This is a genomic window from Rhodococcus sp. A14 (assembly GCF_011603105.1).
GTDB lineage: Bacteria > Actinomycetota > Actinomycetes > Mycobacteriales > Mycobacteriaceae > Rhodococcus_F > Rhodococcus_F opacus.
In genome coordinates this window covers 1-20,695 of sequence record NZ_JAAOQS010000029.1, presented here as the reverse complement: position 1 = coordinate 20,695, position 20,695 = coordinate 1, and the positions used below count along the sequence as shown (strand labels likewise).

At 66.8% G+C, this 20,695-nt stretch carries 14 protein-coding genes; 9 read left to right on the top strand and 5 right to left on the bottom strand.

Annotated features, from left to right (window positions below; translation table 11 throughout):
- Positions 1–25: 25 nt before the first annotated feature.
- Complete coding sequence (locus G9373_RS17280) at positions 26–2,188, bottom strand: MMPL family transporter (RefSeq protein WP_133984974.1); 2,163 nt, start codon at positions 2,186–2,188, stop codon at positions 26–28.
- Positions 2,189–2,596: 408 nt separating this feature from the next.
- On the opposite strand from G9373_RS17280, the gene G9373_RS17275 reads away from it, so the two are divergent.
- From G9373_RS17275 to G9373_RS17265, 3 genes are all read left to right on the top strand, one after another.
- Positions 2,597–6,103: a DNA-directed RNA polymerase subunit beta gene (locus tag G9373_RS17275; protein ID WP_005258235.1), complete on the top strand. Its 3,507-nt coding sequence runs from the start codon at positions 2,597–2,599 to the stop codon at positions 6,101–6,103.
- A 117-nt stretch (positions 6,104–6,220) separates the two neighbouring features.
- Entirely contained in the window at positions 6,221–10,177 is a 3,957-nt protein-coding gene (locus G9373_RS17270) for a DNA-directed RNA polymerase subunit beta' (protein ID WP_005252128.1), read from the top strand.
- A 146-nt stretch (positions 10,178–10,323) separates the two neighbouring features.
- Complete coding sequence (locus tag G9373_RS17265) at positions 10,324–11,556, top strand: M23 family metallopeptidase (protein ID WP_133984972.1); 1,233 nt, start codon at positions 10,324–10,326, stop codon at positions 11,554–11,556.
- On the opposite strand, the gene G9373_RS17260 is transcribed toward G9373_RS17265, so the two are convergent.
- A complete protein-coding gene (locus tag G9373_RS17260; RefSeq protein WP_133984970.1) occupies positions 11,553–12,113 on the bottom strand; it encodes a TetR/AcrR family transcriptional regulator in 561 nt (186 codons plus the stop codon). The genes G9373_RS17265 and G9373_RS17260 overlap by 4 nt on opposite strands.
- 119 nt (positions 12,114–12,232) lie before the next feature.
- Here G9373_RS17260 and G9373_RS17255 point away from each other — a divergent pair, with 119 nt between their 5' ends.
- Complete coding sequence (locus G9373_RS17255; protein WP_005258232.1) at positions 12,233–12,433, top strand: hypothetical protein; 201 nt, start codon at positions 12,233–12,235, stop codon at positions 12,431–12,433.
- 5 nt (positions 12,434–12,438) lie between these two features.
- Here the strand turns inward: G9373_RS17255 and G9373_RS17250 are convergent, their stop codons facing one another.
- Both G9373_RS17250 and G9373_RS17245 read right to left on the bottom strand, forming a co-directional pair.
- Positions 12,439–12,951, bottom strand: a complete 513-nt coding sequence (locus G9373_RS17250) for a histidine phosphatase family protein (protein WP_005258230.1) — start codon at positions 12,949–12,951, stop codon at positions 12,439–12,441.
- A gap of 9 nt (positions 12,952–12,960) precedes the next feature.
- Positions 12,961–13,974 (bottom strand): aldo/keto reductase, encoded by a 1,014-nt coding sequence (locus G9373_RS17245; RefSeq protein WP_005574383.1) that lies wholly within the window; start codon positions 13,972–13,974, stop codon positions 12,961–12,963.
- Between the two features lie 134 nt (positions 13,975–14,108).
- On the opposite strand from G9373_RS17245, the gene G9373_RS17240 reads away from it, so the two are divergent.
- On the top strand, positions 14,109–14,945 hold the full coding sequence (locus G9373_RS17240; RefSeq protein ID WP_007298064.1) for a helix-turn-helix transcriptional regulator: 837 nt from the start codon (positions 14,109–14,111) through the stop codon (positions 14,943–14,945).
- On the opposite strand, the gene G9373_RS17235 is transcribed toward G9373_RS17240, so the two are convergent.
- Positions 14,946–15,725, bottom strand: coding sequence for an acyl-ACP thioesterase domain-containing protein (locus G9373_RS17235; protein ID WP_167116012.1), 780 nt, complete (start codon positions 15,723–15,725; stop codon positions 14,946–14,948).
- A 152-nt stretch (positions 15,726–15,877) separates the two neighbouring features.
- On the opposite strand from G9373_RS17235, the gene G9373_RS17230 reads away from it, so the two are divergent.
- The 4 genes from G9373_RS17230 to G9373_RS17215 all read left to right on the top strand — a co-directional run bounded on the left by G9373_RS17230 (position 15,878) and on the right by G9373_RS17215 (position 20,646).
- Complete coding sequence (locus G9373_RS17230) at positions 15,878–17,539, top strand: FAD-dependent oxidoreductase (RefSeq protein WP_133984966.1); 1,662 nt, start codon at positions 15,878–15,880, stop codon at positions 17,537–17,539.
- A gap of 37 nt (positions 17,540–17,576) precedes the next feature.
- A complete protein-coding gene (locus G9373_RS17225; RefSeq protein WP_043793824.1) occupies positions 17,577–18,542 on the top strand; it encodes an NADPH:quinone oxidoreductase family protein in 966 nt (321 codons plus the stop codon).
- Between the two features lie 107 nt (positions 18,543–18,649).
- Positions 18,650–19,120 carry a MarR family transcriptional regulator gene (locus G9373_RS17220; protein WP_005574387.1) on the top strand — a complete coding sequence of 157 codons (471 nt, stop codon included), beginning with the start codon at positions 18,650–18,652 and terminating at the stop codon, positions 19,118–19,120.
- Positions 19,117–20,646, top strand: a complete 1,530-nt coding sequence (locus tag G9373_RS17215) for a DHA2 family efflux MFS transporter permease subunit (RefSeq protein ID WP_133984964.1) — start codon at positions 19,117–19,119, stop codon at positions 20,644–20,646. Before G9373_RS17220 ends, G9373_RS17215 begins: the two co-directional genes overlap by 4 nt.
- The last annotated feature ends 49 nt before the right edge of the window (positions 20,647–20,695 follow it).

The window sequence follows — 20,695 nt, the reverse complement described above, 5'->3', positions numbered from 1 at the left end:
CGAACCGATTCCCATCCGATCGTCTTCACGATTGGATGGGAATCTGTTGCTGCGGTGTCGGTTTCGGATTCTCGGGTGAACCGGGGGTAGGTGCCTTCCGTGCCAGGAATCCCGGCGCCCACCAATTGGCCTCACCCATCAGTTTCACCAGGGCGGGCACCAGCATCATGCGGATCACGGTGGCGTCGATGAGCAGCGCGACGATCATGCCGAGTCCGATGAATCGCATCATCGTCAGCTCCGAGAGCGTGAACGCGCCGGTGACGACGATCAGCAACGCGGCGGCAGCAGTCACGATGCGCCCCGTATGTGCCGTGCCGATCCGCACGGCCTCTTCGGTCGATGCCCCCTTGTCGTGGGCCTCGACCATTCGCGACATCAGGAAGATCTCGTAGTCGGTGGAGAGCCCGAACACCACCGCGATGATGAGGACGACCATCGTCGCGGGCAGCGGCCCCGGCGTCACGCCGAGGAATCCGGCACCGTGGCCGTCCTCGAAGATCCACGTGAGCACGCCGAACGAGGCGGCGAGGCTCAGGGTGGCCATCGCGATCGCCTTCAGGGGCAGCACCACGGACCGGAACGCCAGCAGCATCAGCACGAAGGTGACGGCCACCATGATCCCGATCATCCACGGCAGCCGCGCCGCCATCGCGTCCAGTCCGTCGGCGGTCAGGGCGTTCAACCCGCCCAGCATCTTCTCGGTGCCATCCGGGGGCGGGAGGTCGCGCAGTGCGACGGCCGTCGCCATGGCCCCCGTCGTGCGGTCGGCGTCGTCGAAGATGGCCCGGATGGCGACGAACGTGTCGGTGGCGCCGACCGGGACGACCCGCTGGACGCCGTCGACCGCGGCCGTCGCCCGGAAGAGCTCTGCCGTGGCGGCCGGGGGCGGGGCCTTGCCGTCGCTGCCCTGCAGGATCAGGGTCGCCCCGTTGTTGGCGAGCGGGAAGTCGGCGGCGAGATCGTCGACGGCGAGCCGGAGCGGGTGAGTCGCGGGCAGTCCGGTGTGATCGAGATCGCCCAAGGATGCGCCTGCGAGGGGCGCGGCGAGCACGAGCAGCCCCGCAACGATGGCCGTCGCGATCGGGACGGGCCGCCGCATGACCCGGGCGGCGACGCCGCCCCAGAACCGGTGCGCCCGGTCTTCGCCGCGTTCGACCACACCCGGTCGCCAGGTGAGCGAGTTGATGCGAGGCCCGAGCAGCGCGAGTGCCGCGGGCAGCGCCGACAGCGACAACACGGCGGCGATCCCGATGGCCGCCATCCCGCCGTAGGCGAACGACCGGACGATGGCCTGGGGGAACACGAGCATGCCCACGAAGCCGCACACCAGGAGGAGGGCGGAGAACCCCACGGTCCGGCCGGCCGTGGCGAGCGTCCGGCGGACGGCGTCGTCGGTGTGGGCGCCCGACCGCAGCTCCTCGCGGAACCGGGTCACGACGAACAATCCGTAGTCGATGGACATGCCGAGCCCGACGAGGCTCGCTATGTTCACCGAGAATGCGCTGACTTCGGTGAAGTAGGAGATCACGCGCAGGGCGCCGAGGGCGCCGAGGATCGCGAGCCCGCCGACGCACAGCGGGACGGCCGCGCCGACGAGGCCGCCGAAGATGACGAGCAGAAGGAGCAGCAGAAGCGGGAACGACACCGCCTCGGCGCGCAGTAGATCACTCTCGGACACCTCGTTGAAGGCGTTGGCGGCCGCGCTGAAGCCGCTGAACTCCGCATCCGTGCCGTCGATGACCAGCAGGGGTTCGAGATCGTGATACGCGGCGATCCGAGTGTTCTCGTCGCCGCTCAGCGACAGCACCACCAATCCCTCGGTGCCGTCGGTGGACCGCAGGAACTCCTTCGCCTGCGGCGGCGCCGACCAGTACGACAGGGGAGTGCTGGCGAGCATTCTGGGGTCGATCTGAGCGAGGTGCGCGGACACCTCGGGCCCGAGGTCGTCGATCGTCGAACCCGGACGTGCGTGGTAGGTGACCGCCAGATCGGGGGTCTGCCGTCCGAACGTCCCCTCGATCAGGCGCTCGACGCCCGCGGACTCGCTGCCCGGATCGGTGTACCCGCCGAGGCTCAGCCGGTCGAACACACCCGATCCCCACGCCCCACCGAGCAGCACCAGCAGCACCGTGGCGGCGAGGACCAGCTTCGGACGGGCGACGACGAACGAACTCCAGCGCGTCACGGCTCTGCTTCCCTCGCGAAATCGACGGCGATCGCGTGCGCATATTGTTCACCGCCCGTCAGCGGCTGGGAAGGGGCGGCGGGAACAACCCGGGCCTCGCGAAACGACGCGACACGCCCCCTAACTCTTGACGCCGCGATGATCACGCGTCACTCTGATGCGTGAACATGCGCAGTGACGCGTGGCCAAGCGCCCGGCTGGGTGCTGTTTCGGGTGCCCGACTCGACATCTACTGAGTTTGGGTGTACTTTTGGACGTTGCGCTGGCTGCCTCCTGTCCACCCCTCGTCCGCACCGCTGCGAAGTGATTCACTCTTCAGCAACTGTGACGAGTTTCGTTCGGGTTGTGACCAGCGAAATTCGAAGCAGATACAGCGGCGGTCGCAACAGCAAGAGCGGCCCGCGTGAGGTGCTGGAAGGACGCATCTTGGCAGTCTCTAGCCAGACCAAGGCAGTTTCCGGAATCCCCGGAGCCCCGAAGAGGGTTTCGTTCGCAAAGATTCGCGAACCCCTCGAAGTTCCCGGGCTTCTTGATGTACAAACCGATTCGTTCGAGTGGTTGATCGGTGCGCAGAGCTGGCGCGAACGCGCCGCCGCTCGTGGCGACAGCGCAATCTCCGGAGGTCTCGAGGACATTCTCGCGGAGCTTTCCCCGATCGAGGATTTCTCGGGCTCGATGTCTCTGTCCTTCTCGGACCCGCGTTTCGACGAGGTGAAGGCCTCGACGGACGAGTGCAAAGACAAAGACATGACCTACGCGGCGCCGTTGTTCGTCACCGCGGAGTTCATCAACAACAACACCGGTGAGATCAAGAGCCAGACGGTCTTCATGGGCGACTTCCCGATGATGACCGACAAGGGCACGTTCATCATCAACGGCACCGAGCGTGTCGTGGTCTCGCAGCTGGTGCGCTCCCCCGGCGTCTACTTCGACCACTCCGTCGACAAGGGCACCGAGAAGGACCTGCACAGCGTCAAGGTCATCCCGGGCCGTGGTGCATGGCTCGAGTTCGACGTGGACAAGCGCGACACGGTCGGCGTCCGCATCGACCGCAAGCGCCGCCAGCCCGTCACCGTGCTGCTGAAGGCCCTCGGCTGGACCACCGAGCAGATCACCGAGCGCTTCGGCTTCTCGGAGATCCTCATGGCGACGCTCGAGAAGGACAACACCGCCGGCACCGACGAGGCGCTGCTCGACATCTACCGCAAGCTGCGTCCGGGCGAGCCGCCGACCAAGGAGAGCGCGCAGACGCTCCTGGAGAACCTGTTCTTCAAGGACAAGCGCTACGACCTGGCTCGCGTGGGTCGCTACAAGATCAACAAGAAGCTGGGCCTGAACCTCGGACAGCCGATCGTCGCGTCGACCCTCACCGAGGAAGACATCGTCGCCACCATCGAGTACCTGGTGCGCCTGCACGCCGGTGACACCGAGATGACAGCCCCCGGCGGCAGTGCGGTGCCCGTCGAGGTCGACGACATCGACCACTTCGGTAACCGTCGTCTGCGCACGGTCGGCGAGCTCATCCAGAACCAGATCCGCGTGGGCCTGTCCCGCATGGAGCGCGTGGTTCGTGAGCGCATGACGACCCAGGACGTCGAGGCCATCACGCCGCAGACGCTGATCAACATCCGGCCGGTCGTGGCTGCGATCAAGGAGTTCTTCGGAACCTCCCAGCTGTCGCAGTTCATGGACCAGAACAACCCGCTGTCGGGGCTGACGCACAAGCGTCGTCTGTCCGCCCTCGGCCCGGGTGGTCTGTCCCGTGAGCGCGCCGGCCTCGAGGTGCGAGACGTTCACCCGTCGCACTACGGCCGCATGTGCCCGATCGAGACCCCTGAGGGTCCGAACATCGGTCTGATCGGTTCGCTGTCGGTGTACGCACGGGTCAACCCGTTCGGCTTCATCGAGACGCCGTACCGCAAGGTGGAGAACGGCCAGGTCACCGACCAGGTCGACTACCTGACCGCGGACGAAGAGGACCGCCACGTCGTCGCCCAGGCCAACTCGGCCCTCGACGCGAACGGTCACTTCACGGACGATCGCATTCTGGTCCGTCGTAAGGGTGGCGAGGTCGAGTTCGTCTCGTCCGCCGAGATCGACTACATGGATGTCTCGCCGCGGCAGATGGTGTCCGTCGCGACCGCGATGATTCCGTTCCTCGAGCACGACGACGCCAACCGTGCCCTGATGGGTGCGAACATGCAGCGTCAGGCGGTGCCCCTCGTTCGCAGCGAGGCTCCGCTGGTCGGTACGGGCATGGAACTGCGTGCCGCCGTCGATGCGGGCGACGTCATCGTCACCGAGAAGACCGGTGTCGTGGAAGAGGTCTCCGCCGACTACGTCACGGTCATGGCCGACGACGGCAGCCGCAAGACCTACCGGATGCGCAAGTTCGCACGTTCGAACCAGGGCACCTGCGCCAACCAGCGTCCGATCGTGGACGAGGGGCAGCGTGTCGAGGTCGGACAGGTCCTCGCCGACGGCCCCTGCACCGAGAACGGTGAGATGGCGCTCGGCAAGAACCTGCTCGTCGCGATCATGCCGTGGGAAGGCCACAACTACGAGGACGCGATCATTCTGTCGCAGCGCCTCGTGGAAGAGGACGTCCTGACCTCGATCCACATCGAGGAGCACGAGATCGATGCCCGCGACACCAAGCTCGGTGCCGAGGAGATCACTCGCGACATCCCGAACGTCTCCGACGAGGTCCTCGCCGACCTCGACGAGCGCGGCATCATCCGTATCGGTGCCGAGGTTCGTGACGGCGACGTGCTGGTCGGAAAGGTCACGCCGAAGGGTGAGACCGAGCTGACCCCCGAGGAGCGCCTGCTGCGCGCCATCTTCGGTGAGAAGGCCCGCGAGGTTCGCGACACGTCGCTGAAGGTTCCTCACGGTGAGACCGGCAAGGTCATCGGCATCCGCGTGTTCTCGCGCGACGACGACGACGATCTGCCCCCCGGTGTCAACGAGCTGGTCCGCGTCTACGTGGCACAGAAGCGCAAGATCCAGGACGGCGACAAGCTCGCCGGCCGCCACGGCAACAAGGGCGTCATCGGCAAGATCCTCCCGCAGGAGGACATGCCGTTCCTGCCCGACGGCACTCCGGTCGACATCATTCTGAACACCCACGGTGTTCCGCGTCGTATGAACATCGGTCAGATCTTGGAGACCCACCTCGGGTGGATCGGCAAGACCGGCTGGAACGTTCAGATCGCCGGCGACGGCTCCCGTCCCGATTGGGCGGAGCAGCTGCCGGAGGAGATGCTGTCTGCACCTGCCGACTCCAACATCGCCACCCCGGTGTTCGACGGCGCCAAGGAAGACGAGCTCACCGGTCTCCTCGGTTCGACGCTGCCGAACCGCGACGGCGAGGTCATGGTCGCGTCCGACGGAAAGGCCACGTTGTTCGACGGCCGTTCCGGCGAGCCGTTCCCGTACCCGGTCTCGGTCGGCTACATGTACATCATCAAGCTGCACCACCTGGTCGACGACAAGATCCACGCTCGTTCGACCGGTCCGTACTCGATGATCACCCAGCAGCCGCTCGGCGGTAAGGCCCAGTTCGGTGGCCAGCGCTTCGGTGAGATGGAGTGCTGGGCGATGCAGGCCTACGGCGCCGCTTACACGCTGCAGGAGCTGCTCACCATCAAGTCGGACGACGTGGTGGGTCGAGTCAAGGTGTACGAGGCCATCGTCAAGGGCGAGAACATCCCCGAGCCGGGTATCCCCGAGTCGTTCAAGGTGCTCCTGAAGGAGCTCCAGTCGCTCTGCCTCAACGTGGAGGTGCTGTCCTCGGACGGCGCGGCCATCGCGATGGCCGACGGTGACGACGAGGACCTGGAGCGGGCCGCAGCGAACCTGGGCATCAACTTGTCCCGGAACGAAGCGGCGACGGTCGACGACCTCGCGAACTAGGTTTCGGTCCCCGGGTCCTGAGAAATCAGGGTCCGGGGGCGTAGTTCACATTTGAATTGGCAGTCAGGTATCGGCGGCCACCGCTGATCCACAATCCCTCTGGGGAAAGGAAGTTACGTGCTCGACGTCAACTTCTTCGATGAACTCCGCATTGGCCTCGCCAGTGCAGAGGACATCCGCAATTGGTCCTACGGCGAGGTCAAGAAGCCGGAGACCATCAACTACCGCACGCTCAAGCCCGAGAAAGACGGCCTCTTCTGCGAGAAGATCTTCGGCCCCACCCGGGACTGGGAGTGCTACTGCGGTAAGTACAAGCGTGTCCGCTTCAAGGGCATCATCTGTGAGCGCTGCGGTGTCGAGGTGACCCGCGCCAAGGTTCGGCGTGAGCGCATGGGCCACATCGAACTGGCTGCCCCGGTCACGCACATCTGGTACTTCAAGGGCGTGCCCAGCCGTCTCGGCTACCTGCTCGACCTGGCGCCGAAGGATCTCGAAAAGATCATCTACTTCGCCGCGTACGTCATCGTCGGTGTCGACGAGGAACTGCGTCACAACGAGCTGTCCACTCTCGAAGCCGAGATGCAGGTCGAGAAGAAGTCCGTCGCGGATCAGCGTGACGCCGACCTCGAGGCCCGCGCTCAGAAGCTCGAAGCCGACATCGCCGAGCTGGAGGCGGAGGGCGCGAAGTCCGACGTCCGCCGCAAGGTCAAGGACGGCGGCGAGCGCGAGATGCGTCAGCTCCGTGACCGCGCGCAGCGTGAGCTGGATCGTCTCGACGAGATCTGGACCACGTTCACCAAGCTGAGTGTCAAGCAGCTCATCGTCGACGAACTGCTGTACCGCGAGCTCGTCGACCGCTACGGCGAGTACTTCACGGGCGCGATGGGTGCCGAGTCGATCCAGAAGCTCATGGAGAGCTTCGACATCGACGCCGAGGCCGAGAACCTCCGCGAGACCATCCGCAGCGGCAAGGGGCAGAAGAAGCTCCGTGCGCTGAAGCGTCTCAAGGTCGTCGCAGCCTTCCAGGTCAACCAGAACTCGCCCATGGGCATGGTTCTGAACGCCGTCCCGGTGATCCCGCCGGAGCTGCGTCCGATGGTTCAGCTCGACGGTGGCCGCTTCGCCACCTCCGACCTGAACGACCTGTACCGCCGCGTGATCAACCGCAACAACCGCCTCAAGCGACTGATCGACCTCGGTGCCCCCGAGATCATCGTCAACAACGAGAAGCGGATGCTGCAGGAGTCCGTGGACGCGCTGTTCGACAACGGCCGTCGTGGCCGTCCGGTCACGGGTCCCGGTAACCGTCCGCTGAAGTCCCTGAGCGACCTGCTCAAGGGCAAGCAGGGTCGCTTCCGTCAGAACCTGCTCGGTAAGCGCGTCGACTACTCGGGTCGTTCCGTCATCGTCGTCGGCCCGCAGCTCAAGCTGCACCAGTGCGGACTGCCGAAGCTGATGGCTCTCGAGCTGTTCAAGCCGTTCGTGATGAAGCGCCTGGTCGACCTGAACCACGCGCAGAACATCAAGTCCGCCAAGCGCATGGTGGAACGTCAGCGCGCACAGGTGTGGGACGTCCTCGAAGAGGTCATCGCCGAGCACCCCGTGCTGCTGAACCGTGCACCGACGCTGCACCGCCTGGGCATCCAGGCCTTCGAACCGCAGCTGGTCGAGGGTAAGGCCATTCAGCTCCACCCGCTGGTGTGTGAGGCCTTCAACGCCGACTTCGACGGTGACCAGATGGCCGTGCACCTTCCGCTGTCCGCGGAGGCGCAGGCCGAGGCTCGCATCCTGATGCTGTCGTCGAACAACATCCTGTCGCCCGCGTCGGGTCGACCGCTCGCCATGCCCCGTCTGGACATGGTCACCGGTCTGTACCACCTGACCCGGTTGGACGAGGGTGCGATCGGTGAGCTCGCGGCGTCGACCAGCGACGAGGCGGAGCAGGGCGTGTACTCCTCGCCTGCCGAGGCTCAGATGGCCGTCGATCGTGGCGCGCTCGTCGTGCAGGCGAAGATCAAGGTGCGGCTCACACAGCAGCGCCCGCCCCGCGACATCGAGTCGGAGCTGTTCCCCGAGGGCTGGAACTACGGTGACGGCTGGACCGCGGAGACGACGCTGGGTCGCGTGCTCTTCAACGAGCTGCTGCCCGCGGACTACCCGTTCGTCAACGAGCAGATGCCGAAGAAGCGTCAGGCGACGATCATCAACGATCTCGCCGAGCGCTACCCCATGATCGTGGTCGCGCAGACCGTCGACAAGCTGAAGGACGCCGGTTTCTACTGGGCCACGCGTTCGGGTGTCACGGTCTCGATCTCCGACGTCCTCGTGCCGCCGGAGAAGGCTCAGATCATGGAGTCCTTCGAGGCTCAGGCCGACCAGATCGAGAAGAAGTACCAGCGTGGTGCTCTGAACAAGACCGAGCGCAACAGCGCCCTGGTCAAGATCTGGTCCGAGGCCACCGACGAGGTCGGTAAGGCCATGGAGGCCCACTTCCCCGACGACAACCCGATCCCGATGATCGTGAAGTCCGGCGCCGCCGGCAACATGACCCAGGTTCGTTCGCTCGCCGGTATGAAGGGTCTGGTGACCAACCCGAAGGGTGAGTTCATCCCGCGTCCGATCAAGTCTTCCTTCAAGGAAGGCCTGACCGTTCTCGAGTACTTCATCAACACGCACGGTGCCCGTAAGGGTCTGGCCGACACCGCGCTCCGCACCGCCGACTCGGGTTACCTGACCCGTCGTCTGGTGGACGTCTCGCAGGACGTCATCGTCCGCGAGGTCGACTGTGGAACCGAGCGCGGCATCGTCACCACGATCGCCGAGAAGCAGGCCGACGGCACGCTGATCCGCGACGCTCACGTGGAGACGAGCACGTACGCCCGAACCCTGGCCGCCGACGCGGTCGACGAGAACGGCAACGTCATCGTCGAGCGCGGACACGACCTGGGCGACCCGGCTATCGACGCGCTGCTCGAGGCAGGCATCACGCAGGTCAAGGTCCGCTCGGTGCTCACCTGCACCACCGGTACCGGCGTCTGCGCCACCTGCTACGGCCGCTCCATGGCCACCGGCAAGCTCGTCGACATCGGTGAGGCCGTCGGTATCGTCGCCGCACAGTCCATCGGTGAGCCCGGTACCCAGCTGACCATGCGTACGTTCCACCAGGGTGGTGTCGCCGGAGACGACATCACCGGTGGTCTGCCGCGTGTTCAGGAGCTGTTCGAGGCCCGCGTCCCCAAGGGCAAGGCGCCGATCGCCGACGTCAGTGGCCGCGTGCAGCTCGAGGACGGCGACCGCTTCTACAAGATCACCATCGTCCCGGACGACGGTGGCGAAGAGGTTGTCTACGACAAGCTCTCGAAGCGTCAGCGTCTGCGTGTCTTCAAGCACGACGACGGCACCGAACGCCTTCTGGCCGACGGTGACCACGTCGAGGTCGGTCAGCAGCTGATGGAAGGTGCTGCCGATCCGCACGAGGTGCTGCGTGTCATGGGCCCCCGTCAGGTGCAGATCCACCTCGTCAACGAGGTCCAGGAGGTGTACCGGAGCCAGGGTGTGTCGATCCACGACAAGCACATCGAGGTCATCGTGCGCCAGATGCTGCGTCGCGTGACGATCATCGACTCGGGCGCCACGGAGTTCCTGCCCGGTTCGCTGACCGAGCGTGCGGACTTCGAAGCGGCCAACCGCCGTGTCGTCGCCGAGGGTGGCGAGCCGGCAGCCGGACGTCCGGTGCTGATGGGTATCACCAAGGCATCGCTGGCGACCGACTCGTGGCTGTCCGCGGCGTCGTTCCAGGAGACCACTCGCGTGCTGACCGATGCGGCGATCAACTGCCGCTCGGACAAGCTGATCGGTCTGAAGGAAAACGTGATCATCGGAAAGCTGATCCCCGCCGGTACCGGTATCAACCGTTACCGCAACATCCAGGTTCAGCCGACCGAAGAAGCCCGCGCTGCTGCGTACGCGGTTCCGTCCTACGACGACCAGTACTACAGCCCGGACGGCTTCGGCCAGAACACCGGTGCCGCGGTGCCGCTGGACGATTACGGTTTCAGCAACGATTACCGGTAGGCGCTCCGCGCCCGTGAGCGGTTGACGAGTCCCAGGACTCGCCGGGCACTCACCAAGGACGAAGGCCCCACCCCTCTCTCTTCGGGGGTGGGGCCTTCATCTGTTTCCTTGCCTTGTCGCCGGGTGTTCGCCGTTGCTAGCGTCGGATGATGGCCCGGTCGAGGTTCGCCATCGCGCTTCTTCTCGCCGTCGTCATGGGGGCAGCGACCTCCTGCACGGCCTCGGACACCCAGCAGAGCGAGGCGACGTCGTCGGCGGCGCCGGCCACGTCCGCCGGTCCCGCCGTGCTCACTCCGGTGGTCGCGGATGTGGTGGCCGCGCCTATCCCGGTGACGGGCAGCGACGGTCGCGTGCATCTCGCCTACGAACTGCGGCTGACGAATACCGGTTCGCAGCCGGCGACGATCACGTCGCTGCAGGTGAAGGGCGACGGCCGCACGCTGGTGGACCTGAGCGTCGAGGCGCTGACACCGTGGTTCCAGGCCCTCGGCGGTGGACCGAGGACCGGCACCGTTCTCACCCCCGGACAGCAGGGGCTGGTGTGGATCGACGCGACATTGAACAGTCCCGACGACGTGCCCCGTAGCCTCGGCCACGTCGTGAACGTCGACTTCCCGCAGGCGACGTCGCTCGTGCCGTCCCAGCTGGCCGAGAACGTGGCTGACACCGAAGTCGACACCCGCGACGCCGTCCGGATCCGCGCTCCCCTCGACGGGCCGCGGTGGCTCGACGGCACCGGCTGCTGCACGGTCACGTCCCACCGCGCGGCCGTGCTGCCGATCAACGGACGGATGCTCGCGGCCGAGCGCTTCGCGATCGACTTCGTCCAACTCGACGAGCAGGGACGCATCTACGTCGGCGACAAGACTCAATTGTCGAGCTACGAGTACTACGGCGCACCGGTCCGTGCGGTGTCGGACGGCAAGGTGATCGCCGTCGTGGGTGATCTGTCCGAACAGGTTCCGGGTGCCAGTCCGCAGGGACTGCCCCTCGACCAGTACGGCGGAAATCACGTCGTCCAGGACATCGGGAACGGGCGGTACGCGTTCTACGCGCATCTGCAGCCCGGCAGCGTGGACGACATCAGCGTCGGCCAGGACCTGCGGGCGGGCGACCAACTCGGGCTGCTGGGCAACAGCGGAAACACCGACGCACCGCATCTGCACTTCCATCTGATGGACGGGCCGGACTATCTGGCGTCGAACGGCATTCCGTTCGAGTTCGAGAACTTCGACCTCGACGGGCGGGTGACGGGGGAGAGCTTCGAGGCCGCTGCGACCGCCGGCGCCCCGGTGGTCGACGCGACGGGAACGCAGACCGGGTCGCGCACCGACGAGATGCCGCTGTACCTCGACGTCGTGACGTTCCCGGGCAGTTAGCCGAGGAGGCCGCGCTCGACGAACCGGGTGAGTGCGGCGATGCCCTCGTCGTCGCCGCCGTCCCGCAGGCCGACGAAGGCGGTCGCCACCGCGGCGATCAGCTGGGCACTGACGTCGGGGCTCGCGGGGAGGTGCGCGCCGTCCGCGGCGAGTGCCGTGAGGAGTTCGGCCCACGGCTTCATCTGTTCGATCCCGAAGTCGTGCATCCGCTGCGCGAACGCGGGATCGACGAGGGCTGCGTCACGGAGCGCGGCCATCACCGTGCGATGCCGCGACTGGAGTTGCCAGAACACGGCGAGATGCGGGCCGAGGTCCCGCAGATCGTCCGGGGACGTGGCGATGAGTGCATCCGCGTCGTCGCCGATGTCGCCCGCGAGCGCGAGGAGCAGCGCCTCCTTGCCGTCGAAATGGTTGTAGAACGAGCCCGCGGCCTTGCCGGCCTCGGTGGTGATGTCGGTGATGGTCGCGTTCAGATACCCCTTGCGTTCGAAGACCACTTGGGCGGCGTCGAGCAAGTCCCGGCGTGTCTGGGCGGCCTTCTCCTGTCGGGTGGTCACTGCGCTTTCCTCATCTCCTCGCCGCTCGTCTGCCCTCGCTCGGAGGCTGGTTCTCGTCCGGGAAGACTATCCTCGAGCACACCTGTCCGATATGCGTGCTTTAGCTGAACGGGGACGAGATGTCCGAGAAGAAGATCGATCGCGTCAAGACCGAGTCGGCACTCGAAGTGCTGCGGGAAAGCCCCACGATCGCACTCATCACCGTGGCCCCGGCACTGGTCGTCTTCGGGGTGGTGTGGTGGCTGTTCGGATTCTGGTCAGCCCTCGTGCTGGTCCTCATTCTGGGTGTCGTCGCCGTCGTCGGCCGGAAGCTGTTCTGAGACCGCTACCGCGGAACGTGGAACGCGGCGAGTGACGCCGCGCTCGACGTGAGTTCGTCCCAGTCGCACGGCACCGTGAGGACGGCGAGCGCGGACGTCGGGAACTTCTCCCGCATCAGGTTGGCCTCCCCGGTATCGGGGTTGCCCGCCAGATCCAGTGCCGTCGACGGCATGCCGGGAACGTGCCCGACCACGAGCAGGGTACGCACCGACGGTTCGACCCGCACGATCTCCATGAGCACCTCGGACGGGTACGCGCCGTACAGCTCCTCGGCGAACCGGGCGGGAGCGCCGACCCGGGTCGCCTCCAGCGTTTCCCGGGTGCGGCGCGCGGTCGAACACAGCACGGCGTCGATCGGCGGCTGAGTCGACCGCAGCCACTCACCGGCCAGACCCGCCTGCTTCCGGCCGCGCGGCGCCAACGGCCGCTCGTGATCCGCGACCCCCTCCGGGTACGCAGACTTGCCGTGGCGCATCAGGATCAGGGTGCGATTCCGCGACGAGCTGTGCGAGGCCATGGCTAGACGCTAGCGCCCCACGCCGACGCGTTCACTGTCGAGCTGGGCCATCTGCGCGGGCGCGTAGCGTTCCCCGGCGACAGCGGTGTCGGGAACCGCTGCCGCGATGGCCGCGAGGTCACCGGCGCCGAGGTGGACGTCGAGTGCGCCGAGCGTCTCCTCGAGCCGGGCGACGGTGCGCGCTCCGACGACGGGCACGATGTCGTCGCCCTGGGCGAGTACCCACGCGATCGCCAGCTGCGCGACGCTCACCCCGTGCTGCGCGGCCACGGCGGCGAGCGAGTCGACGAGGGTGAGGTTCTGCCGGAGGTTCTCGCCTTGGAATCGGGGGCTGTGTGCGCGGAAGTCGTCGGCCGCGAGGGTCTGATCGGTGCGTAGCGAGTCGCTGAGCAGGCCTCGGGAGAGTACGCCGTAGGCCGTCACGCCGATCCCGAGTTCCCGGCAGAGCGGGAGGATCTCGGCCTCGATACCCCGGGAGACGAGCGAGTACTCGATCTGCAGGTCCACGATCGGGTGCACCGCCGCCGCTCGGCGAAGGGTCTCGGGACCCATCTCGGACAGGCCGATGTGGCGCACGTAGCCGGCCTCGACGAGTTCACCGATCGTGCCGACGGTGTCCTCGATCGGCACGTCGGGGTCGAGACGGGCGGGGCGGTAGATGTCGATGTAGTCGACGCCGAGACGCTGCAGCGAGTACGCGAGGAAGTTCCGGATCGACTCGGGTCGCGTGTCGACTCCCGCCCATGTGCCGCCGGGGCCGCGCAGGCCGCCGAACTTGACGCTGAGGGTCACGTCCTCGCGTCGGCGGCCGGCGAGGGCCTTGCCGATCAGAGACTCGTTGTGGCCCGATCCGTAGAAGTCCCCGGTGTCGACGAGGTCGATCCCGGCGTCGAGCGCCGCGTGGATCGTGGCGACGGACTCCGCGTCGTCCGTCTTGCCGTACATCCCGGACATGCCCATGGCGCCGAGGCCGAGCCGGCTGACGTTGGGACCGGTGGTTCCGAGTGCGGTGGTGCTGATCATGTTCTGCTCCGATGGTCGGTGGCTGTTCCGGACTGTTACCAGCGTCGCCGTCGCCGGGAGCGGCAACCAGAGACCGCTCATCGGGGGACCGGCGATCCCTGGCAGCGGGCAGGCGGGTCCGGCACAGTTGATTCATGAACCGCTCCGAGTTGGCCGACTTCCTCCGCCGTCGCAGGGAACAGCTGGTTCCGGCCGACGTCGGACTGCCACCGGGAGTGCGGCGGCGGACGCCGGGGCTCCGGCGCGACGAGGTGGCGATGCTCGCGGGAATGTCGACGGACTACTACACGCGACTCGAGCAGGCACGCGGCCCGCATCCGTCGACGCAGGTCCTGGCGTCGATCGCGCGGGCGCTGCGGCTGACCGACGATCAGCGCGACCATCTCTACCTGTTGTCGGGTCAGGTTCCGCCGATGCGGGCCGCGGGCAACAAGCACGTCGGACCGGGACTGCTGCATCTGCTCGACAAGCTCGACGACACCCCGGGCTGCGTCATCTCGGACCTCGGGGAAGTGCTGGTCCAGAACCGCATGCACGTGATCCTGTTCGGCGACGCGTCCCGGTATTCGGGTCTCGATCGGTACGTGCCGTGGCGGTGGTTCGCGCACCCCGGCGAGCGCGGGATGTTCCCTGAAGACGATCACGAGCGGCTCGCCGGACGTCACGTCGCGGATCTGCGGGCGACAGCCGCCCGGCGGGCGGGTGACGCCGACGTGACGGAACTGGTGGACCGCCTCTACGAGAGCAGCACCGAGTTCGCGGCGCTCTGGGACAGGCACGATGTGGCCGTCCGCCGGTCCGACACGAAGACCGTCCTCCACGCCGAGGTCGGACGTATCGACCTCGTCTGCGAGACGCTGCTGACCCCGAGCGCCTACCAGCACCTGCTCGTGTACATGCCGCAGCCGGGCTCCGATGCGCGGGCCAGACTCGACCTGTTGCGGGTGATCGGCACCCAGCAGATGGTCTGATCAGGTGGTGAGTGGCCCGACCCGGGCCACGGCGCGCAGGGCGTCGTCGACCAGGAACCACACGGTCAGCGACGTGTCGTCCCGCCGCGAACGCAGGACGATCCGGTCGGTCGACACGATGGGCGAGAGGTATTCGAGCACGGCGCGATGGGGGTTGTCGACGAGGCGGCCACCGCCCGGATGCTCGTGGTCGGCGAGCAGTTCTTCGACGGCCTGCCAGTAGACGGCGTTGTTGACGTGGTCGAACGGGTCGATGTCGGTGCGGCGCAGGACGAACTCGGTGTCCACGATGCCGTCCTCGTCGGCGGCCGGAGCATTCTCGACGAGCCACCGCTTCCACTTGAGCCGGTGTTCGTCCGCCGATTCCCCGAGGCGTTCGATGAACCCGTCGTCGATGCGGGTGGGCATTCCCGTTTCGCCGCTGATGTGGATCCAGAAACCTTCGGTCTCGATGAGCGTGCCCGCCTCACCCTCGATCTGGACCCGCATGTTCGTCCAACGGGTCGACAGTGCCGAGCACCAGCGCCGCAGGTGCACCCGCTCGGGCCACACCGCGGGCCGCACGACGTCGATGACGGTGCGCCGGACGATCCACAGCGGGTGGCTGTCGGCGGCGTCGACCGCGTCGAGGTTGTCCAGACCGGCGTCCTGCAGATAGCGCGCGATCCCGTCGAGACGGAGGCGCTTGGCGGCATCGATGTCGCCGGTGCGGACCGGCCAGGACGTCTCGAAGAAGCGGCCGCGTGCGGGGGGAGCGGCGAGGGGTAGGTCGAGTGCCAAGATGCGGTTCCTTCGCTCGTGGACGGAGCTTTGATTCTTCCATCCGGCGCCGGTGCTTGTTTGCGGACGCGATTCTCAGTACAGTTCATATAACTGTTACTACGTGTAACATAAACGAGTTCGATGGTCCGGACAGGTGTGAGGAAACCGCAATGGCATATGTCATCACCCAGGCGTGCTGCAACGACGCGAGCTGCGTCTCCGCATGCCCCGTGAACTGCATCCATCCGACACCGGAGGAGCGGGAATTCGCGCAGACCGAGATGCTGCACATCGACCCGGAAACCTGCATCGACTGCGGGGCCTGCGTCGATGCCTGTCCGGTCGACGCGATCTTCCCGGAAGACAAGCTCATCGGTTCGCTCACCCGCTACAAGGAGATCAACGCCGAGTACTACACGACCAACCCGATGCCGACCGGGTGGATCCCCCTCACGCCGGCGACTCCGCCGCGCCGTGACCTCGGCACACTCCGGGTCGCCGTCGTCGGCGCCGGCCCCGCGGCCTGCTACGCGGCGGGTGAACTGCTCGAACGTTCGGACGTCGAGGTCGAGATGTTCGAGAAGCTCCCGACCCCGTGGGGACTCGTCCGCGCCGGTGTCGCACCCGACCATCCCGGCACCAAGGAGGTGACCCGGATGTTCGAATGGAGCCTCGACCGGCCGAACTTCGAGTTCCACCTCAACGTCGAGGTCGGCAAGCACGTCACCCACGACGAGCTGCTGGAGCATCACCACGCCGTCATCTACGCCGTCGGGGCGTCGAGCGACCGGCGTCTGGGAATCCCGGGTGAGGACCTTCCCGGCGTGCACGCTGCCACCGAGTTCGTGGCCTGGTACAACGGCCACCCGGACTACGCGGAGCGCACGTTCGACCTGTCCGCGAAGCGCGCGGTGATCGTCGGCAACGGCAACGTCGCGCTCGACGTGGCCCGCATCCTCACGATGAACGTCGAGGAGCTGGAGCGGACGGACATCGCCGATCACGCCCTCGCCGCGCTGCGGCGCAGCAACATCGAGGAGGTCGTGCTCCTCGGCCGCCGCGGGCCCGCGCAGGCCGCCTACAGCAACCCCGAGTTCCTGGCGCTCGGCGACCTCGAGAACGTGGACGTCGTCATCGACGACGCCGACCTCGACCTGGACCCGGCCAGTGAGGCACTGCTGGACGATCCGGCCACCGCGATGAAGGTCCGGCTGGCACGGGAGTTCGCGCAGCGTGCCCCGCGGCCCGGTCACAAGCGCATCGTGTTCCGCTACCTGGCGTCGCCGCTCGAGGTCACCGGATCCGGCAAGGCCGAGGCCCTGCGCTACGGACGCAACGAACTGGTGGTCGACGAGTCCGGCGCGTTGTCCGCCCGGGCTCGGGGCGAGGAGGGCTCGCTTGACACCTCGCTCGTGCTGCGTTCCATCGGGTACCGCGGCAATCCCGTCGGCGGTGTCGCGTTCGACGAGATGCGCGGCGTGATCCCCAACGAGCACGGCCGGGTCACCGACCGGGTGTACGTGACCGGATGGATCAAGCGTGGTCCCAGCGGCGTAATCGGCACCAACAAGGCGTGCGCGAAGGAGACGGTGTCGTCGCTGCTCGCGGATTTCGAGGCCGGAAAGCTCCTCGGCACGGTCGGCACCCGCAAGGACGTGAAGAAGCTGATCGAGCGACGCCAGCCGGAACAGATCGGCTTCCCCGGCTGGCGTGCGATCGACAAGGCGGAGACCGGCCGCGCGGCGGGGTCCGGCCGGCCCCGCGTCAAGATGACCGACACGGTCGAGCTGGTCTCCGTCGCCCGCAGGCGGAAGCGGCTGTTCGCTCGTTGACGCCTCTCGCCACCCCTGCGCGTCTAATGTTTCGAGCATGCGCGCAGTGGTGGTGACGGAGCTGTCGGGGCCGGGCGGCATGACGCTGCAGGACATCCCCGAACCAGCGGCCGACGGACTCGTCCTGATCGACGTCAAGGCCAGCGGTGTGTGCTTCCCCGACCTGCTGATCAGCTACGGCAAATATCAGCTGGGCCCCGAGTTGCCGTTCGTTCCCGGTGCCGAAGTCGCGGGTGTCGTGGTGTCCGCACCGGCAGGCAGCGGGTTCGAGCCCGGTCGCCGGGTGCTCGCGGCGTCGCAGGTCGGCGGTTACGCCGAACGGGTCGCGGTGCCGCCGGCGCAGGTGCTGCCCATCCCGTCGATCCTGGATTTCGACGAAGCGGCGTCGCTGATCATCAACTATCAGACGATGGAATTCGCGCTGGAGCGCCGGGCTCGGCTGCGGGCAGACGAAACCGTCGTCGTCCTCGGCGCGGCGGGTGGGGTGGGAACGTCCACCATCCAGTTGGCGAAGGCGCACGGCGCCCGCGTGATCGCGGTGGTGCGCCGGGACGGGGCCGACGACTTCCTGCGCGAACTGGGGGCCGACGAGGTCGTCCGCCTCGGCGACGGCTGGGGCGCCCGGGTCCGTGAGCTGACCGGCGGCCGCGGCGCGCAGATCGTGGTCGACCCGGTCGGCGGCGACGCGTTCGACGAGGCCGTCCGGGTGCTGGCCCCGGAAGGCCGGCTGGTCGTGATCGGTTTCGCGGGAGGGACGATCCCCGAGGTGAAGGTGAACCGGGTGCTGTTCCGCAACATCAGCATCGTGGGTGCGGCGTGGGGTGAGTTCATCCGGACCGAACCGACTGCGCTGGAAGAGGTGCATGCCGCGTTGATCCGGCATGTCGAACGCGGACTGCGTCCCGTGGTCACCTCGCGGTATCCCCTCGAGCGGGCCGCGGACGCACTGCGTGACCTCGAGGCAGGCCTCGTGCTGGGTAAAGCGGTGCTCGTCCAGGACTGAACCCGCAGGTCCAGGCTGCCGCCGGGGGATGTGATACCTGACACCATTTATTCGGTTGCGTCATAGTTGCCCTTGGGCAATAGTTGCATGAGCGCTAGCATTCGAGGGTGCCCGACAAATCTCCTGATCTTCTCTTCGAACTACTCAACGACTTCTTCACCCAACTGTTGAGTGCGGGGGAGTCGGAGTCGATGGACAACCTCATCGAACTGGACCTCACGTTTTCGCAGGTGCGCATGCTCTTCGCGCTGGTTCAGCACGGTGAGCCACTTCCGATCAACGAGGTGGCCGAGCGGTTGCGGCTCTCGGTGGCCGCAGCGGGTCGGAACGTCGATCAACTCGTGAAACTGGGTCTGGTCGTTCGCCGGGAGGACGAACGCGACCGGCGGGTCAAGCGGGTCTCCTTGTCGGAGGCCGGACATAAGGTCGCTACCCAGCACATCGAATGCAAGCGTGATCAGTTGCGACGGTTCGCATGGCGGGTTCCGGAGATCGAGCGGACTCGGCTGATCGAGGCACTACAACCGATCCTCGCGGGGGAGTCCCTGCGAGAACTCAATCAGGAGATACTCGGATGACATCGCCGACCGCCGCGAACGCGGCGCCCGACAAGCTCGACGGCACGGTCCTCAAGATCGCGTCCGTGGTGGTGCTCGGTGCCATCATGTCGATCCTCGACGTCACCGTCGTCAGCGTCGCGTTGCCGACGTTCGCCACGGAGTTCGACACCACGTACGCCACCGTCGCGTGGACGATGACCGCGTACACGCTCGCCCTGGCCACCGTCATCCCCGTCACCGGGTGGGCGGCCGACCGATTCGGCACCAAGCGCCTCTACATGACGGCGCTCGTGCTGTTCGTGCTCGGCTCGGTGCTGTGTAGCTTCGCGTGGGACATCACGTCGCTCATCGGCTTCCGCGTCCTGCAGGGCCTCGGCGGCGGCATGTTGATGCCGCTCGGCATGACGATCATGACGAAGGCGGCCGGCCCCGACCGTGTCGGCCGGGTCATGGCGGTTCTCGGAATCCCCATGCTGCTCGGCCCCATCGGTGGTCCGATCCTCGGTGGCTGGCTGATCGAGGCGGCGAGCTGGCACTGGATCTTCCTGATCAACCTGCCCATCGGCGTCATCGCCCTGGCCGCCGCGTTCATCATCCTGCCGTCCGACAACGCGTCGCCGTCCGAGTCCTTCGACTTCCTCGGCATGCTGCTGCTGTCGCCGGGTCTGGCTCTGTTCCTGTTCGGTGTGTCGTCCATCCCGGAGGTGGGGACCGTTGCTTCGGCTCGCGTGCTCGTGCCCGGTGCGGTCGGCTTGGCGCTGATCGTCGCGTTCGTGTTCCACGCGCTCCGCAAGGATCACCCGCTGATCGACCTGCATCTGTTCAAGAACCGGCAGCTGTCGGTCGCGGTCATCACGACGTCGCTGTTCATCGTCGCGTTCATGGGTGCCGGTCTGCTGTTTCCCAGCTACTTCATCCAGGTCGGCGGGCACACCACGCTTGCCGCTGGTCTGCTGATGGCGCCGCAGGGTATCGGCGCGATGCTGACCATGCCGGTGGCCGGACGTCTCGTCGACAAGATCGGGCCCGGCAAGATCGTGCTGACGGGTCTGCCGCTGATCCTGATCGGTCTGGGCGTCTTCACGCAGGTGGCGTCGGACTCACCGACCTGGCTGCTGATGGGTGCGCTGTTCGTGATGGGCATGGGCATGGGCTGCACGATGATGCCGCTGATGACCGCAGCGATCGTCACGCTGTCCAACGAGCAGGTCGCGCGCGGTTCCACGCTGATGAACATCGTCCAGCAGACCGCGGGTTCGATCGGTACCGCCGTCATGTCGGTGGTCCTCACCAACCAGTTGCTCGATCGCGGTCTCGACAGCCAGACGGTCGCGATGCAGCACGTGCCCGAGGTCGCCGCGCAGGAGCCTCCCGGGATGGTGGACCAGGTCCTGAGTCAGGCCGCCGATGCGTTCGGCAACACGTTCCTGGTCGCCACCGTGCTGATCGCGTTGACGCTCATCCCGGCGTTCCTGCTGCCGCGCAAGAAGTCGGTCAACCCGCAGCTCGAGGCGGAAGGTGCCCCCACGGTCATGATGCACTGATCGGGCTCGTTCGATCCGAGTGTCGCCGAGGGCGGCAAGCGCACTGCGG

What these genes read in the sequence shown, in the direction of transcription:
- G9373_RS17265 (WP_133984972.1), top strand. Translation starts at nt 10,324, where the DNA reads ATGATGGCCCGGTCGAGGTTCGCCATCGCGCTTCTTCTCGCCGTCGTC.
- G9373_RS17255 (WP_005258232.1), top strand. Translation starts at nt 12,233, where the DNA reads ATGTCCGAGAAGAAGATCGATCGCGTCAAGACCGAGTCGGCACTCGAA.
- G9373_RS17250 (WP_005258230.1), bottom strand. Translation starts at nt 12,951, where the DNA reads ATGGCCTCGCACAGCTCGTCGCGGAATCGCACCCTGATCCTGATGCGC.
- G9373_RS17245 (WP_005574383.1), bottom strand. Translation starts at nt 13,974, where the DNA reads ATGATCAGCACCACCGCACTCGGAACCACCGGTCCCAACGTCAGCCGG.
- G9373_RS17240 (WP_007298064.1), top strand. Translation starts at nt 14,109, where the DNA reads ATGAACCGCTCCGAGTTGGCCGACTTCCTCCGCCGTCGCAGGGAACAG.
- G9373_RS17230 (WP_133984966.1), top strand. Translation starts at nt 15,878, where the DNA reads ATGGCATATGTCATCACCCAGGCGTGCTGCAACGACGCGAGCTGCGTC.
- G9373_RS17225 (WP_043793824.1), top strand. Translation starts at nt 17,577, where the DNA reads ATGCGCGCAGTGGTGGTGACGGAGCTGTCGGGGCCGGGCGGCATGACG.
- G9373_RS17215 (WP_133984964.1), top strand. Translation starts at nt 19,117, where the DNA reads ATGACATCGCCGACCGCCGCGAACGCGGCGCCCGACAAGCTCGACGGC.